The sequence below is a fragment of the Pseudokineococcus sp. 5B2Z-1 genome (assembly GCF_037482305.1).
GTDB lineage: Bacteria > Actinomycetota > Actinomycetes > Actinomycetales > Quadrisphaeraceae > Pseudokineococcus.
Map to the genome: position 1 here is coordinate 600,463 of NZ_JBBHZG010000001.1, position 16,701 is coordinate 617,163.

A 16,701-nucleotide genomic window follows, 5' to 3' on the forward strand; every position below is an offset into this window, starting at 1 on the left:
CTGCGCCAGCATCCGGGCGACAGCGACGACGCGGCTCAAGGCGCGCCGCGCCCGCACCGCCCGCGCGCGGCGTCGCACCCACCCGCCGCCTGGACGCACGAGGCCCGCGCTCCCGGGAGGGGGCGCGGGCCTCGGGCGTCGCGACAGGCTCAGGTCGGGTCGGTCACCAGGAGGTCGTCGAAGCGGGCAGCCCCCGGCGTCCCCGAGCCCGACACGTAGAGGAGGACGCCGACGCCACCGGGGCCCTGGAGCGCGGCCGTCGTGTCCGACGCCCGGGTCGTCCAGGCCGACGGCTCCGGCGACCCCTGGGGCCACACCCGGGCCGCCAACTCGGTGGTCCCGGAGCCCGTCACCCGGAGGCGGACCTCCAGGGGGCGGTCGGCCGCGGCGACCGCACCCGGCACCGTGGCGGACGAGAGGGTCGTCTCCCCACCGCCCACGACACGGACGAGGGCGACCGTCACGCGGCCGTCGGCGTAGTAGCGCAGCTTCGCCCGGTAGTCGCTCGTCGTCGACACGCGACGCCCCAGCACCGACACGTAGGTGCCGCCTCCCGAGGGAGCCGTGTCGAGCGACGTGGTGACCCGCACCTCGCTCGAGGTGGACGAGACCCCCGCCAGCGACGCGGCCCGGTTCGAACCCACCTTCTCCGCTCGGACGACTCCCCTGCCGTCCTGGACGGCGAAGCTGCCGGCGGTGCCGGACGTCGTCCAGGCCCCGCCGCGGTCGGCGGTGCCCCAGCCGCTGTTCGTCGTGCGGCTGAAGGAGTCCTCCGCCAGGACGGCCGGACCCGCCGGGACGGGAGCGGTGGCCTCCACCGACCGCCGCGCCGTCGCCGTCTGACCCGCCGAGTCCGTCACCACCAGCACGACCTCGTACGAGCCCGCCGCCACGTAGGCGTGCTCCGCCGTCGCCCCCGTCGCGCTCGCCCCGTCACCGAAGTCCCACGCGAAAGAGAGCGGCCCCTCCGCGTCCGACGACGCGCTCCCGTCCACGCGCACCGCCAGGTCCGAGACCACCGCCTCGAACGCCGCCGACGGCGCACCGTCCACCGGCTCCGGGGCGGTGGCCTCCACCGACCGCCGCGCCGTCGCCGTCTGACCCGCCGAGTCCGTCACCACCAGCACGACCTCGTACGAGCCCGCCGCCACGTAGGCGTGCTCCGCCGTCGCCCCCGTCGCGCTCGCCCCGTCACCGAAGTCCCACGCGAAAGAGAGCGGCCCCTCCGCGTCCGACGACGCGCTCCCGTCCACGCGCACCGCCAGGTCCGAGACCACCGCCTCGAACGCCGCCGACGGCGCACCGTCCACCGGCTCCGGCTCCGGCTCCGGCTCCGGCTCCGGCTCCGGCTCCGTGCTCGTCCCGAGCCGGTGGTGCTCGGCCACCCGCTCGGCGCTCAGCGCGCGGGGGTAGACGGCCACCTCGTCCACGCGGCCCTCGACGTAGCCGCTGCTGTGCCCGCCCCAACCGGTGTCGCCCCCCACGCGCCAGTAGCCGGCGTAGGGCTGCGCGCCGGTCTGGGGGTGCGTGCCGACGAGGGTGCCGTCGACGTACAGCCTCATGCCGTCCGCGCCCTGGGTCGCGACGAGGTGGTGCCAGGCGCCGTCGTTGTAGGCGCGCTCGCTCGTCGTCGTGTTCTCCGTCCCGGTCCAGGTGCCGAAGCGCACACGGCCGTCGTCGAGGAGCTCGACGTGGCGGTCGTAGTTGCCGCTCCACCCGCTCTGCTGGTCACCGAAGCCGATGAGCTTCCCGCCCCGTGTCGAGGTCGTGGAGAACCACAGCTCCTCGGAGTAGCTGCTCGGCCCCTCGACGGGCGTCCCGGAGGCCACGCCCGCCTCCAGGCCGTCGAGCGTCGCCGCCGCCGCGCTCCCGCGCAGCCCGCCGGGCGTCTCGACCGACAGGGCGCCGAGGACGCGGCCCGTCTGCGACGCGGTGGCCGAGGAGTCCGCGGTCGTCCCGCCGTCGGCCTCGTCGAGCCGCCAGTACAGCGACGGGCCGTCGGCGCGCACGGCAGCCCCGTAGGCGTCGGCGGGCACGGGGGCCGCCGCCGTGATGGTGCGGGTCGTCCGCGACGTCTGCCGGCCGGAGTCGGTGACCACCAGGGCGACCTCGTGCACGCCCGGGCGGGCGTACGTGTGGGAGGCCGTCACGCCGCTCGCCGTCGTGCCGTCCCCGAAGTCCCAGCCGTAGGTCACCGCGCCCTCCGGGTCGGTGGACGCCGAGGCGTCCACCGCGACCTCGAGCCCGTCGGTGCGCGCCTCGAAGGAGGCCGTCGGCGGCTCGTCGACGGGCAGCCGCCCCAGCGCGTGGTGCTCGGCCACCCGCTCGGCGGTCAGGACCGACGAGTAGACGGCGACCTCGTCGACGCGCCCCTCGAAGTAGGCGCTGGAGTGGCCGCCCCAGCCCGAGTCGCCGCCGACGCGCCAGTAGCCGGCGTAGTCCTGCGCCTGGGTCTGCGGGTCGGTTCCCACGAGGAGGCCGTCGACGTAGAGCTTCATGCCGTCGGACCCCTGGGTCGCCACGACGTGGTGCCAGCGGCGGTCGTTGTAGGTCCGCTCGCTCGTGACCGTGTTCTCGCGCCCGGTCCAGGTCCCGAAGCGCAGGCGACCGTCGTCGAGCATCTCGACGTGGCGGTCGTACCCGCCGCTCCAGCCGGACTGCTCGGAGCCGAAGCCGATGAGCTTGCCCCCGCGGGTCGTCCCGGTGGAGAACCAGAGCTCCTCCGAGTAGGTGCGCGGGTTGCTGACGCGGGTGCTGGACCCGAGGCCGGCCCACTGGCCGTCGGTCGTGGCCGCCGCCGGGCTCCCGAGGACGCCGCCGGGCTCGGCCAGGCGCAGGTCCCCCTGGACCCGGCCGACGTCGCGTCCGCTCGCGGAGGAGTCCGGCGTCGTGCCGCCCTCCACGGTGTCGAGGCGCCAGTACAGGTCCGGGTCGTCGGCGACGACGGCGGCCCCGTACGCGTCGGAGGGCGCCGTTCCCCCGGCGCCCGTGCGGCCGCTGGCCGCGAAGTGGGCCGCGACGGTCGCGGGGGCGAGCTGGGCGGGGTAGACCGCGACCTCGTCGACGTCGCCGGCCAGGTCCTCCGTGCCGACGTTCGGCCACCCGCCGAGGTTGTCGCCTCCGACGCGCCAGGTGCCCGAGTACGGCTGGCCGGTGGTCGTGGACCGGTCGCGCGCCACGCGCAGGCCGTCCACGAACAGGGTCTGCCCCTCGGCGCCGAGCGTGGCGACGACGTGGTGCCACTGCCCGTCGTTGAGTCCGGGGCCGCTCGAGAGCAGGCGGACCGCCCAGGGGTAGACGCCGAAGTGCACGCGGCCCTGCCCGTCGAGGTAGACGTGGCGGTCGTAGCTGCTGCTCCGGGCGTCGGTGCGGTCGCCGAAGCCCACGACCTTCCCGCCGGTCGTGCTCGTCGTGCGGAACCATGCCTCGACGGAGAAGGTGTCAGGCGCCGTCGTCCGCGCCGTCGAAGCTGCCGGCACGACGTCCGTGCCCGGGAAGGTCGCTGCTCCGTCGCCGGTCACCGCGCCGTCCCCGGTCCGCGTCGTGGCGCCGCCGAGACGGAGGTCGTCGCCGCCGGCCCAGTCGTAGGCGGTCGCGCCGCCCGTCTCACCGAGGCGCCAGTACGCCGTCGGGCCGTCGGCGAGGATCCTCTGCGCGTAGGCGTCTGACCCGCTCGGCGCCGTCGTCGGCACGTCGACGGCCGTGGTGAGGCTCGTCATGGTGTTGCCGGCGCCGTCACGGGCGCGGACGCGGTAGGTCTGCGTGGTCCCCGCCGGCGCACCCGGGTCGCGCAGCGCAAGGCGCGGGCGCGACCACCAGGCGGTCCGCGCCGTCGTCGTGGCGACGACGACGGCGGACGACGCCGCGCTGCCGCGGAGGAGCTCGTACGTGAGCTCCGCGTCGTCGCGGTCCCAGGCCGCCGTGAAGGCAGCGCGCACCCCGGGACCGGCGGCCGTGGTGACCTCGGGCTTGAGGTCCGCGTACCCCTGCGGCCCCTCCTTGCGCGGCGCGACCGCCGAGGTGGCGAAGCGCACGAGGCCCTGCTGCGCGACGCCGTTGACGCGGGGGAACTCCCCGCCGAGGACCACGTAGCGGTCGTCCCCGGTGACGGTCCAGGCCGCCTGGCTCTGCCCGGTGTAGCTGCCGGCGGCGAGCGTCGGCAGCCAGTGCAGCAGCTGCGGGGCGGGCGTCCCGGCGAAGGGGCCGTCGAGGTTTGTCCCGCGGACGTCCGTCGTCGTCGCCATCGCGCGCTGGAAGGTCCAGGGCTCGGTCTGCGGGTGCCCGCCGATCGTCGAGCAGTTGTGGGGGTGCCCCACCGTGTAGAGGACGCCGGCGACCGGGGCGCTGCCGTACGTGTCCCCCATGCAGCCGACGACCCAGGCCAGCGTCCCGTCGATACCGGCCGCGAAGCTTCCCTCAAAGTCGCTGGGCCCGTAGTAGTCGTAGGCCGTGCCATAGACCTGTCGGCCGTCGGTCGACAGCGACCAGATCGCCGAGTCGGGCCCGTGGTTCTGCAGCCGCTGGTTCGCGGCCCAGCCGAGCGTCGCGCCGGTCACCGCGTCGAGCGCGCCCATGCCGGGCTGCGAGCTGCCGTTGAGGGTGTCGAAGCGTCCGGCGGCGACGACGCGCCCGCTGCCCGCGGGCGCGGCCAGGCCCATGACCTCGCGGTCCGCCTGCGGGCTCCACGCCAGCAGGGCGCCCGAGCTCGCGCTCACCGCGCCGAGGCGCGTGCGCGCCTGGCCGCCCAGCGTCGTGAAGTTGCCCCCGACGTACAGGGTGTCGCCCGTCACCTCGAGCGCGCCGACCTTGCCGCCCGCCTGGGCGAAGCCCGTGACGAGGGCGCCCGTCGAGGCGTCGAGCGCGGCGAGCCGCGTGCGGCTGGCGCCGTTGACCCGCCCGAACTCACCGCCGACGAAGATCCGGCGGCCGTCGGCCGACGCCGCGATGGCGAGCCCCCGGGCGTCGAGCGTCGGCGCCCAGCGCGTGTCGAGCTGCCCCGTCCGGATGTCGAAGGCGAGGAGGTTGGCGCGCGGGGTCTCGTTCGTCCCGGCGGGGCTGCCAGCGGGCCGGGCGCGCGTGAACTCGCCCGTCACGTAGACCGTGTCGCCGACGACGACCTGGTCCCAGACGACGCCGTTGACCTGGACGGTCGGCAGCACGTCCGCCGTGACGGTCGCCGGGACGGGCGGGTTCGCGGGCGTCGACGCGACCACGTCGGCGGCCACCGCGCCGGGCGCCCCGACGAGGAGGCCGAGGGCGAGCGTCGCCGCGGTGCCGCCGGCGGCGAGGAGGGTGCGGAACCTGCTGGACATCGTGCCCCCGGAGAGCGCGCGCCACCCCGGCGGTGACGGCCTGCCCGCGAGAGTAGGTGGCGCGATGACGTGCCGTCATCGCTTCGGCGAAGTGGACCCGCCCAGGGATGCCGTTTGATGACGCCGCGTCACCCTGACGGGCGCAGCAGGCCTGCCTCGAGACCGCACGACCACGTCCTGTCGGATCGCGACGCTCCGGCGACGTCGCCACCGGGCTCCCGCGAGCCCGACCGGGCGCAGTCCGGCGGGGTCGGCCGGCGGAGCGGCTACTCGACGACCACGACGACGTCCGGCTGCTGGTTCTGGACGACCTGGACGCGCAACGGGACGCCCTCCGGCGCGACGAAGGCGTACGCGCCGCCCACCGACGCCCCGGGGGCCAGCTCGCCCGTCACCGGGTCCGTGGGGCTGCCGGAGACGGAGGGGGTCGGCGCGCCGTCCGCGGTCGTCGCCGTGACGCCGACCCCGTCGAGGTCCACGGGCGTCGACGACCCGTTCGTCAGCTCGAGCCGGACGAGACGACCGGGCCCGTCCACGTCACCGGGCCCGCGGGCCTCGACGTCGACCTCGTCGACCGCGGTCACGCGCGCGACGAGGCCGCTCTCGAAGGCCGCGTCCTGCCCGACCGCGACGGGGGCCGCCGTCCGGGTGGCGACCGGCGCACCGGGCGTCGCCGGAGGGGGGGCCGCCGGCGAGCCCGTCCCGCCCCCCTCGTCCGGCCTCGCCGTGGCGGAGGGCCGAACGTCGGTCGCGCCCGCGGTCGCCGTCGCGTCGGGGGTGGCACCCGTGGGGGTCGACACCGCTGCGCCGTCGTCGCCGGCAGGGGCGGAGCAGGCCGCGAGGACGGCGGCCAGCCCCAGAGCCGCCACCGCAGCCCGCGCTCGCGACGCCCCCCCGACCCGTCGACCACTCATCGCCATGACACGCACCTGCGACCTCCTCCGTCGGGGACCACCGCTCCTGGACGACGAGACTAAGAGTCCCCTCCCCCGCCGTCCGCCCTCCGAGGCCGCGGCACCCGTGCGGAGCTCGGACGCGAGGCCCGCGAAGCCGCCTAGGCTCGCGCGTCCGGGCGGCAGGCCCCGGCAGCCGACGACGGAGGACGCACGTGGACGACGACGACGCCGAGGCAGCACCGCGGTGGTCGCCGCCGTCGGCCGTGTTGGACGACGTCGAGTGCCTGCTGCTCGGTGCCTACGGGCCGGACCGGGCCACCGCGCGCGACGACGCGACCGAGGACCCGGCCGACCCGGCCTGGGGACCCCGGCTCCCCGTGCCCGCCGAGGTGGCCCGGCGCGCCCGGGCGGCGGGCCGGCTCGCCCTCCTCGACGAGGAGGGCGTCACCGTCGCCGTGGTGACCCCCTTCCAGTCCGCGGCGCCCGACGCCACGGCCACGTCCTCGCTGGCGGGCTCGGTCGAAGCCGTCCGCCCCATGGCGCGCTCCGCGGCCGCCGCGGCCCAGAGGCCGGCCCGGAGCGGGGGCCGACCGGCGGCCGACCCCCCGGTCCTCGCCGCGCCGGTGCGCGCTCCCGCCTCGCGCGACCACGTCGCCGCCCTCCGGGGTGCGGCCGCCGAGGCCGGAGCGCGCCTCCTCGTCCTGCCGCTGACCGGCGAGCACCAGGGTCCGAGCCCTCGGACGCTGCACCTCGACGGCGACGCGCTGGCGCGCACCTGGCTCCCCGAGGCGGCGGACGACCTCGACGTCGTGCCCGTGCCGGTGCCCTCCGTGGGCCGCCCCGAGCGGGACGTCGCGCTCGCCGTGCGGGTCGCGGCGGCGTACGGCGACATCGTGCGCACCGACCTCCTCGACGGCCCGCCGTCCGCCGAGCCCGGGGAGAGGGTCTGGACGGCGGCGAGCGCGCGCGAGCTCGACAGGGCTCGTCCGGCCGGCCGCACCGGCGTCGTCGTGCTCCTGACCGGGCTCTCGGGCTCGGGCAAGTCGACGGTGGCGCGCGCCCTGACCACCGCCCTCCTGGAGAGGACGGACCGGTCGGTCACGCTGCTCGACGGCGACCGCGTGCGTCGCGTCCTGTCGGCGGGCCTCGGCTTCTCGCGGGCCGACCGAGAGCTCAACGTGCGCCGGATCGGCTGGGTCGCCGCGGAGGTCGCCCGCCACGGCGGCGTGGCGGTGTGCGCCCCCATCGCGCCGTACGCAGCGACCCGCGAGGAGGTCAGGACCGCCGTCGACGGGGCGGGGGGCGCCTTCCTGCTCGTGCATGTGGCGACGCCCCTCGCGGTCTGCGAGGCGCGTGACCGCAAGGGGCTGTACGCACGGGCCCGTGCCGGCGACCTCCCCGCTTTCACGGGCGTCTCGGACCCCTACGAGGAGCCGCGCGACGCCGACGTCGTGCTGGACACCTCGGTCGACGACCTCGAGACGTCGGTCGACCTCTTGCTGCGTGCGCTGGCGTCGCATGGATGGGTAAGCTTTGACCCAGCGACGGCGCGATGAGCGCGGTGACCGGTCTCGGGGACCGCGCCGCACGAGGAGCCGGTGTCACGCTCACCACGCAGCTGCTGCGAGCCGTCCTCCAGCTCGGCTCGGTCGTCGTCCTGGCTCGGCTCCTCGTCCCCGAGGACTTCGGTCTCGTGGCGATGGTCACCGCGGTCATCGGCATCGCCGACCTCGTCCGGGACTTCGGGCTGTCGTCCGCCGCCGTACAGGCGCGGACGCTGGAGGACGATGAGCGGACCAACCTCTTCTGGGCCAACACTGCTCTGGGGCTGACGTGCACCCTCGTCGCGGCCGCGAGCGCTCCACTGCTCGTCACCTTGTACGACGAACCCCGGCTGCTGCCGGTGGTGCTCGCGCTCAGCCCGATCTTCCTCCTCTCCGGCCTGGGCACCCAGCTGCGAGCCGACCTCACTCGCTCCCTCCGCCTCGGGTGGCTCGCGCTCTCGGACGTTCTCGCCCAGGCGGTCGCCGTCGCGGCCGCGGTGACCCTGGCACTGCTGGGCGCCGGGCTGTGGGCGGTCGTCGCCCAGCAGCTCGTCGGGGCGGCCGCCGGGCTGGTCGTCGTCGCGTCCGCCGTCCACTGGCGACCCCGCCGATACAGGCGCGGCGTTTCGCTCCGACGGTTCTTCGGCTACGGCTCCGGCCTCTTAGGCACGCAGGCGATGACGTACGTCACCAAGAACGTCGATGACGTCGCTCTCGGGGCGGTGTGGGGAGCCGGGCCGCTGGGCCTCTACACGCGCGCCTACCAGTTGCTGCTGGCCCCGCTGAACCAGATCAACGCCCCCATGACGCGCGTCGCCCTGCCGGTGCTCTCGAGGCTCCAGGACGACGACGCGGGCTATGCGCACGCACTCGGCCGGGCCCAGCTCGTCGGCTGCTACGTGACGACGACGGTCCTCCTCGTCGTCGCAGGACTCGCCGATCCCGTCGTCGATGTGCTCTTCGGTCCCGGCTGGGCGGGTGTGGTCCCGCTCCTGCTCGTGCTGGCCCTCGGCGGCGTACCGAGGGCCTTGTCCCAGCTCGCCTTTTGGATGTACCTCTCGCGAGGACGCACGGGAGCGCAGCTCAAGCAGTTCTTGGTCACGCGGCCGCTCCTCGTCGTCTGCGTGCTGGCCGGGCTGCCCTGGGGGGCCCTGGGCGTCGCCGTCGGCCACGGCGTGGGCCACCTGCTGGCTTGGGGCATCTCGCTCTGGCACGCCGGGCGGACCACCGGGGTCGACGTACGACCCCTCGTCGTGACCGCGAGTCGGTCCGTGCTCCTCGTGGGGGCGCCTGCCGGGTTGGCCGCCAACGGAGCGACGTGGCTGCTCGACGCACCGATCGCCCAGCTCGCGCTGGGGCTTCTGCTCGCCGCGGCCTGGGTCGCCGCGGCCTGCACCCTGGTGCCACCGGTCAGGCGTGATGCACGGGTCGTCCTCACCTTCGCCCGCCGCGCCGCCCGCCGTCACGCGTGACTCCTCGCGCCCGACCCGTGACACGTACGGACCCCCTTAGGCTGGGCGCGTGGCACTGTCGGACGGTGGGGTGGCGCTAAACGTGCTGCGCGTGGTGGCGGCCGATGCCGAGGACGCCGCCCAGTCCGCCGACGACCTGCAGCTCTTGACGTCCGCCGGGCTCCGCAGCGCGGTCCTGCCGCCCCCCGGGGGGCTACCCGAAGAGCTCCTCGACGTCGTCCGCCGGCTGAGGACGCCGATCATCCCCGCTGGTCGTCCCGTCCGTGTCGACGTCGTCATCGACGGGCGCCGCGGCGCCGCGGCACCGCCGGCCGCCGTCCTCGCGCGGGCCCACCTCGCGCGCTCGTCGATGCCGCTACCGGTGGCACACGCCTCGTACCAGAGCCCTGGCACGCTGGCTCGCCGTCGCCGGGGTGGTGGCGGGGTCCTCGTCGTCAGGTCAGGCCGTCCACGCGCGGACTCATCGCTCGTGCGCGCCCTCCGTCGCGCAGGGGTGGACGCACGGCTGCTCCTGGTGGGCCCGCACGCGGGACGTCTCCCTTCGCTGCCGGGGCGACGTCCGGTCCGAGGGAGCGCGGCCGTCACGGCTGTGGCAGCGGCGGCGGTCGTCGTCGCACCGATCGACTCCCTCTGGGCGGAGCGCGCACGCCGGGCGGGTGCGCTCGTCCTCCCCCCAGCACCGCCTTCGGCGATCGTCGCCTTGCTCGCCGAGGCGGACGAGAGGGACGAAGACAGGTCCGCACTCGGCGAGCTGGCGGCGGAGCGGGCCGACGCCTTCGTCATCGCCGTGCGTCGGGCGCTGGCGCCGGTGACGGGGGAGGCGCGTCTGCCGCCGGAGTTGAGCGGTGCGATCAGCGCAGCACCACAGCGGCGGGTGCTGCTGATGAGCTCCAACGGCTCGGGCATGGGCCATCTGACGCGGCTGACCGCGATGGCGCGCCGAGCCGATCCGAGGACCGACGTCCATGTGCTCTCGCTGTCGTCCGCGGTCACCGCAGGCGCGGCGCACCTCCCCCACGTTTACGTGCCGTCCGCGAGGGACATGGGGATCTCCCCCCGTCGGTGGGACCGCGTCCTGGAACGCCGCCTCGCGAAGGAGGTCGAGCGCCTACGCCCTGACGTCCTCGTCTTCGACGGCACGCACCCGTACCCCGCTCTCGTCGAGCTCGCACGACGGCGCGACGCCCCCCGCCTCGTGTGGTCTCGCCGCCCCATGTGGCGCCCTGGCCATGGCGCCGAGGACCTCCTCCTGTCGCGCCGCTTCGACCTGGTGATCGAGCCGGGCGAGCTGGCCGCCACCCACGACCGCGGGCTCACTCGCGGGCGAGGTGACGCTCTCGTCGTCCGCCCCGTCCTGCTGCTCGACCCGGACGAGGCGTTGCCACGACCCGAGGCGAGAAGGGAGCTGGGCGTGGAGGGTGAGGGTCCGACTGCTCTGGTCATGCTCGGTGCCGGACGTTGGTACGACGCCGTCACGCACCAGCGCGAGGTCGTCGACGTCCTGTCTCAGGCTGTCCGCGACGTTCAGGTCCTGGTAGCCCGTCCGCGCATCGCCGAGGGAGAGCCGGACCTGGGTGCGGCCCGCGCGGTCTCCGTCCAGCCGCTCGCCCGCGTGATGGCCGGTATCGACCTCGTCGTGACGGCCGCCGGTTACAACACCTTCCACGAGACGGTCGCCGCCGGTCGCCCCGGCGCGTACGCGGGAGTTCCCGCCCAGCGCGATGACCAGCCCCAGCGTGCCGGCTGGGCCCACGATGCGGGTGTCGGTCTCGACCTCGGCGTCGGTACGCCCCAGGCCGCCTCACGCCTGCGGGAGGCCGCACGCCTCCTCGCTGACGAGGCTGCACGCGAGGCCGTCGAGGCGAGGTGCCGCGACGTCTGGCCGGGCAACGGTGCGGCTGACGCGATGCGGGCCGTGGAGGCCCTCGCCGACGGGGCCGACGGCGGCGAGCTCGTGGCAGCGACCCGGTGAGCATGAGGGAGCTAGCCAGCAGAGCCGCCGCTCCGTGGCGCTCCTTGGCGCGGCGCGCCGCGCGCCCACTCCTCGGTGGCCTCGTGCGTGCCGATTCAGGTCCGCCACCGTGGCTGCGCCGCGGCGCCGGCTCACCACCCGCGAGGGACGGCTTGGTCGTTCTCGTCGCCCTCCTCGGAGGGTCCGAGCGGGCCGCAGCTGATCACCTCGCGGCACTGCGAGAAGTGCAGTCGGCTCGGACCGACCTCGTGCCCGTCATCCTCGTCGACACCCCCGTTCTTCACGTCTTCCGCCGCGCGGGCTACGTCGTCGAGCTAGCCCCACCGCAGCGCTTCGGCGAGGCGCTGGTGGAGGCGCGCATCACCGCAGTGCCTGACCTCGTCCTCGTCCTCGCCGACGCGGACGCCCCAGAGTCAGCGGCGCGGCTCCGCGAGGCGCTGCTCGCCCAGGGGTCGGCGCCCCGCCGTTCTCGACGGCGCCGAGCGGCGCGCCGCTTGCTCAGCCGCCTCTAGCACTCTCGCGCCGGCCGCTCGGTCGACTGGTCCGAGGCGTCTCCTCGTCGCGGCGGCAGCCCTCACGTCTGGTGCCCCCGTGCCACAGCGACGACCCCGCGCCGGGCGCGGGGTCGCCGCTCTGGCACAGGGTCGTCAACCAGGGAGGTCAGCCGAAGCGGGTGACGACGATCGGCAGGCTCGTCGCGTCCCACACGTTTCCGGACGAGGACAGATCGGTGCGCGAGGTCGCCAGGACGGCGCAACCGGCGATCGACTGCCCGAGCCCGAAGCGGTTGTCACGGACGGCGACCTGAGGGCGGGAGGCTTCGCCCTTGTGGTTGATCTTGACCGAGCACGTGCCGCCACTCAGCCAGTTCCCGACGAAGGTCAGTCCCATCACGGGGCTGTAGTCCTGTGTCACTTGAACAGCCCCGTTCGAGGCACCGGTGATGCTGTTGCCCCGGAAGGTGATACGGCTCCCCCCCAGCACCTGCACGCCGTCGTTGTGCGTCGGGCCCCCGCCTTGATTGGGGTCGGAGGCGAACCAGCGGCTGTCGTGGAGCCAGGAGTCCTCGACGAGCACGTCGTCCCCGTAGATCTTGATGTTGTCCACCGTGCCGGAGATGTCGACGCGCCGCGCAGTGAAGCCACTGCCCTTGATCCCGTCATACCAGACGGACGGGTGATCGGGCTTAAGGGTGCTGTCCTCGATGGTGAAATTCCGGGAGCGGCTGTCGTCGACCGTGACGAGGCCGCGGTTGCCGGTCTGGCGCCCGCCCCGGATGAGCGAGCGGGTGATGGTGACGTCCGGGGCGCGCACGACAACGAAGCCGTGGACGTCCAATGAGTCATAGCGGGCGCCGGGCGTCGTGATGACCAGGTCGCCGTCGTGGCGGGTCAGCTTCGTCCCATCGGGCACGCCGGTCGTGGCCGCGCCCGGCTTCCCCCCGGTGTGCACGGGCTCGGCCACGACCTGCTCCCGCACGTCGCCCACCTCGACGGAGACGCTTCCGGAGGCGCCGCTCGAGAGGTACCCCCAGGTGCGGTTCACGAGCGTCGAGGTCACGGGGACCTCGCCGTCGTCGACGAGGTCGTGCTGCCAGTCCGGCCGGGTCTCGTCGGAGGGCCAGGCACGGACGAGGACGTCGCCCCGCGGCGCGCCGGTGAAGTCGGCCTCCAGGTTGACGACGTCGCCCGGCTCGACCTCGCCCTCGACCGGGGTGCTGGAGTACCAGCCCTCCCGGCCGTCGACGACCTTCGACGTGCCGACGACGAGGCCGCCGTCCGGCTCGACCTTGACCCGCGCCCGGTAGCCGCCCGTGCCGCCCGGGCTCGCCGCGTCGAGGGCCAGGTACAGCGTCCCGCCCTCGGGGAGCTCCTCCACGGTGAAGCCGGCCGCGGCCGTCCCCGGCGCGCCCGGCCTGCCCCAGTCTCCGGCGGCCGAGACGCCGGGCGCCACCACGAGCTCGTCGGCGTCGTCGGCCGCCGCGGGGGCGGCCAGCCCGGCGCCGACGAGCGACGCGAGCACCGCCCCGGCGAGGAGGCGGCGGCCCAGCAGCCCGGCTCGGGCGTCACCGCGTGCGTTGCGATAAGTCATGTCCCTCTTCTCCACGTCCGTCAGCAAGTCCCCCTGGCGATCGGGCGGGAGCATGGCACGTGTTCACCCTTCCGGAGGACACCGGGCGCGAGATGCGGTAGGGGAGGAGGTCCTGACGGCCGGCCACGACCTCCGGTCGACGACCGACCGGGGTGCAGTGGGAGTCGCCCGGCAGGGACGCCGCGCAGCGGGCGGCGACCCCAGGGCACTGCCCCGGGGGGCCGTCAGGAGGAGAGGTCGCCCAGGCGCGAGAGCGCCTGCCGCAGCACGGTGCTCGACGTGTGCGCGGTGTAGGGGAAGTACACGACCTCCACGCCGACGGTCGCCATGTCGTGCTCGAGCCGGTGGCCCTTGGGGGTGCCCCGCCAGTCGTCGCCCTTGAAGATGACGTCGAAGCGCACCTCCTGCCAGGTGTCGAGCTTGTCGGGCACGACCTCCGCAACCGCGCGGTCCACATAGCGGATGCCGCGCACGATCTCGAGCCGCTCCTCCAGCGGCACGACGGGGCGGGCACCCTTCGCGAGCAGGGCCATCTCGTCGGAGACGACACCCGCCACGAGCTCGTCGCAGAGCTCGCTGGCGTGCCGCAGCACGTTGAGGTGGCCGATGTGGAAGAGGTCGTAGACGCCCGGCGCGTACCCGACTCGTCCGCTCATGGCGTTCCTCCGGTCGTGCTCGCACTCTTCGCTCCGGGACGTTCCCGCGGGCGGTGGGCGCCGCGCGCCCGTGACCCGAGTTTAAGGACGGGGTCGGCCGACGCTGCTCCAACCGGGGAACCGGGACGGCGACGTCCCCTGGCCCCCAGGTGCAGGGCGTAGCCTCGCGGCGCCCCCGCCCGGCCCGGGCGCGACGACCCGGAGGGAGGGCGATGGAACTCGCCCGCATGCTCGAGGCCCTCGGCCGCCGCTGGCCGCTCGTCCTCGTCCTCGCACTGCTCGGTGGAGCGGCCGGGGCCGCGCACGCACTGCTCTCACCTCCCCGCTACGAGACGTCGACGACCGTCTTCTTCTCGCTCGAAGGCGGCGAGACCGTCAACGAGCTGGCCCAGGGCAGCACCTACACGCAGAGCCTCGCGCAGTCCTACGCCGAGATCGCCCGTCTCCCCGTCGTCCTCGGCCCTGTGGCCGACGAGCTGGGGGTGGAAGGAGGGACGACGGCGCTCAGCCGCCTCGTCGACGTCACAGCACCGGCTGGTACGTCCCTGCTCGAGGTGTCCGCCACCGACACCTCGCCCGAGCGGGCAGCGGCCATCGCCGACGCGGTCGCTGCTCGCGTCACGTCGACGACCGGCGAGCTGTCGCCCGGAGAAGAAGACGGAGCCGGCGCCGTGCGGGTGACCACGGTCGAGGACGCCCTGGTCCCTGAGGAGCCCTCGTCGGCGCCGCTGACGCTCGAGCTCCTCGCCGGGCTGGTCGCCGGAGGGGCTGTGGGTCTCGGCACGCTCCTCCTCCTCGAGGCGCTGACGACGCCGGTGAGCGACCGTGCTGCCGTCGCGCGGCTCACGGGGGCACCCGTCCTCGCGGAGGTGCCGCGCGACCCTCGTGCCCAGCGGCGTCCTGTGCCGAGCCGCACGCACCCTGGGTCAGTTCGCGCCGATGCCTACCGCGTCCTACGCACCAATATTCGATTCGTGCAAGCCACCGGCGGCGCACGGGTCGTCGTCGTCACGTCGGCTGTACCGGGCGCGGGGGCCTCCGGTACGGCGCTGAATCTCGCGGCCGCGACGGCGGAGCTGGGGGTCCGAGTGCTCCTCGTCGACGCCGACCTCCGTGCACCGCGCCTCGGCGCCGTGCTCGACCTCGCTCCCGAACCGGGCCTCTCGGACGTGCTGTCGGGCGCGTACGAGATCGAGGACGCGCTGCAGCGCTGGGGGTCTCCTGCCGTCGACGTCCTCGTCGCGGGTTCGGTGCCCCCGAACCCCAGCGAGCTGCTCGCCTCGCACAGGGCGAAGCACCTGCTCGCCGGCGCGGCGCATTCCCACGACCTCGTAGTGGTCGACGCACCGGCCCTTCTCAGCGCCTCCGACGCCGCCGCGCTGTCTGCGCTCGCTGATGGCGCAGTCGTCGTCGTCGACAGCCGGCGGACGCCCCAGCGCGTCGTCTCCGCCGCTATGCACCGTCTCGAGCTCGCTGGCGCCAGTACCCTCGGCGTCGTGCTGACGCGGACGAGGCCTCGAGCCGACCAGCGGTCGGACGTGCGGCACGGCGGTTCCGCGTCACGGTGACGAGCGGCGCGACGATGCGTGACCCCGCGAGCACCTCGCCGCAGGGCCGCCTCGTCCGTCTCCCTCCACCTGCGTCGCCGGACGTCAGCGACGACGACCGGTCGAGGCGGGACGCTCGAGCCGCCCGGGGCGTCGTCGTGCTGGCGTGGGCACTCGTCGTCCTGCCGCGGACGGCGCAGAGTCTCACGGCCCCGAAATTCTCGACGGTCGTCGGGGCGCCTGGTGCCCCGTACACAGCCCTCGCCCGCCTGCTCGACCTAGGTCTTACGACGGCGCTGGTCGGCTGGTGCCTCCTCGCCGTCGTCCTGCGACTGCGGAGCCTCCCCCGCGAGCGTCACGCGACGCTCCTACTGCTCCTGCTCCCCTGGGCCTACCTCGTCGTCCGAGATCTCTACCTCGGCGTCCTCCCGGGCCGAGAGACGCTGATCTACCCCCTGGTCGTCGTGGGATTGTGGTCACTGCGACCGCGTCTGGAGGACCTGAGATCACTCGGTGGCCTTGTCGCCGTGACAGCTCTGATCGCCGTCGGCCTCGGCGTCCTCGCTCCCGAGGCGGGGATCGACCGGCTCGCCTCGGGCGAGGCCGCTGCCGCCGACAAGGCGATCTTCTCCTCTGGCATCCTCGTCGGGCCCTTCACGAGCGGCAACAACCTCGGTCAGGTCCTCGTGCTCGGCCTGCCCTGGCTCGGGATGGTCCGGGGGCGAGCGCTCAGAGCGGCTGGCGTTGCGGTGGTCCTGCTGGCTCTCGCGTGGTCAGCCTCACGCTCCTCGCTGGCGGGTGCTGGCGCGGTCGCAGCTCTCGCGATGGCCCTCGCCGTGCTGCCCCGGTGGTGCCGCCCCGTAGCTGCTGGCGTCGCCCTGGCAGTCGCTGCCACAATCGTGGCCGCTTTACCGCTGGTGGTCCGGGACGACACCTCTTTCACCAACCGCGGCCTCATCTGGCGGGGGAGCCTGGACGCCTGGCGCGGAGCCCAGTGGACCGGGCTGGGCTCCCGCTGGTACTCGGACGTCGCTGGGACGACCAGCAGCATCGCCGGCAGCGCCTTCCACGGCCACAACCAGGTGGTCCAGGTCCTCGTCACCGGGGGCCTTGTCGGGCTCAGCCTCGCCGCGCTGATGGGCGGGGTGCTCCTCGTGCGTGCGGCGAGGTGGACCGGTCGTGGGCGCACCGTGCCCGCGCTGCACCTCATC

General features: G+C 74.8%; 9 protein-coding genes and 1 pseudogene. 6 read left to right on the plus strand and 4 right to left on the minus strand.

The features are described from left to right. Positions 1-149: 149 nt before the first annotated feature. Together WDV85_RS02550 and WDV85_RS02555 are read right to left on the minus strand one after the other, a co-directional pair. Positions 150-5,312: a LamG-like jellyroll fold domain-containing protein gene (locus WDV85_RS02550; protein WP_339569118.1), complete on the minus strand. Its 5,163-nt coding sequence runs from the start codon at positions 5,310-5,312 to the stop codon at positions 150-152. Positions 5,313-5,578: 266 nt separating this feature from the next. Beyond that, a complete protein-coding gene (locus tag WDV85_RS02555) occupies positions 5,579-5,896 on the minus strand; it encodes a hypothetical protein (protein WP_339569119.1) in 318 nt (105 codons plus the stop codon). A 524-nt stretch (positions 5,897-6,420) separates the two neighbouring features. Between WDV85_RS02555 and cysC the strand changes: the two genes are divergently transcribed. The 4 genes from cysC (at position 6,421) to WDV85_RS02575 (ending at position 11,708) form a co-directional block, all read left to right on the plus strand. Beyond that, complete coding sequence (gene cysC, locus WDV85_RS02560; RefSeq protein WP_339569120.1) at positions 6,421-7,764, plus strand: adenylyl-sulfate kinase; 1,344 nt, start codon at positions 6,421-6,423, stop codon at positions 7,762-7,764. Continuing rightward, positions 7,761-9,224 carry a lipopolysaccharide biosynthesis protein gene (locus tag WDV85_RS02565; RefSeq protein ID WP_339569121.1) on the plus strand — a complete coding sequence of 488 codons (1,464 nt, stop codon included), beginning with the start codon at positions 7,761-7,763 and terminating at the stop codon, positions 9,222-9,224. Before cysC ends, WDV85_RS02565 begins: the two co-directional genes overlap by 4 nt. A gap of 589 nt (positions 9,225-9,813) precedes the next feature. Next, positions 9,814-11,196: a glycosyltransferase gene (locus WDV85_RS02570; RefSeq protein WP_339569122.1), complete on the plus strand. Its 1,383-nt coding sequence runs from the start codon at positions 9,814-9,816 to the stop codon at positions 11,194-11,196. Positions 11,197-11,420: 224 nt separating this feature from the next. After that, complete coding sequence (locus tag WDV85_RS02575; protein WP_339569123.1) at positions 11,421-11,708, plus strand: hypothetical protein; 288 nt, start codon at positions 11,421-11,423, stop codon at positions 11,706-11,708. 148 nt (positions 11,709-11,856) lie between these two features. On the opposite strand, the gene WDV85_RS02580 is transcribed toward WDV85_RS02575, so the two are convergent. After that, on the minus strand, positions 11,857-13,287 hold the full coding sequence (locus WDV85_RS02580) for a hypothetical protein (protein WP_339569124.1): 1,431 nt from the start codon (positions 13,285-13,287) through the stop codon (positions 11,857-11,859). A gap of 224 nt (positions 13,288-13,511) precedes the next feature. Continuing rightward, positions 13,512-13,943, minus strand: a complete 432-nt coding sequence (locus tag WDV85_RS02585) for an adenylyltransferase/cytidyltransferase family protein (protein WP_339569125.1) — start codon at positions 13,941-13,943, stop codon at positions 13,512-13,514. Between the two features lie 212 nt (positions 13,944-14,155). On the opposite strand from WDV85_RS02585, the gene WDV85_RS02590 reads away from it, so the two are divergent. Next, positions 14,156-15,511: a polysaccharide biosynthesis tyrosine autokinase gene (locus tag WDV85_RS02590; RefSeq protein ID WP_339569126.1), complete on the plus strand. Its 1,356-nt coding sequence runs from the start codon at positions 14,156-14,158 to the stop codon at positions 15,509-15,511. Positions 15,512-16,200: 689 nt separating this feature from the next. Then, positions 16,201-16,605 (plus strand): annotated as a pseudogene (locus WDV85_RS17040) (O-antigen ligase family protein); the annotation flags it as partial. Between the last annotated feature and the right edge of the window lie 96 nt (positions 16,606-16,701).

Bases quoted from the DNA above. Each gene is read 5' to 3' on its own strand.
- WDV85_RS02565 (WP_339569121.1), top strand. From the start codon at position 7,761: ATGAGCGCGGTGACCGGTCTCGGGGACCGCGCCGCACGAGGAGCCGGT.
- WDV85_RS02590 (WP_339569126.1), top strand. From the start codon at position 14,156: ATGGAACTCGCCCGCATGCTCGAGGCCCTCGGCCGCCGCTGGCCGCTC.
- WDV85_RS02580 (WP_339569124.1), bottom strand. From the start codon at position 13,287: ATGACTTATCGCAACGCACGCGGTGACGCCCGAGCCGGGCTGCTGGGC.
- WDV85_RS02585 (WP_339569125.1), bottom strand. From the start codon at position 13,943: ATGAGCGGACGAGTCGGGTACGCGCCGGGCGTCTACGACCTCTTCCAC.
- WDV85_RS02550 (WP_339569118.1), bottom strand. From the start codon at position 5,312: ATGTCCAGCAGGTTCCGCACCCTCCTCGCCGCCGGCGGCACCGCGGCG.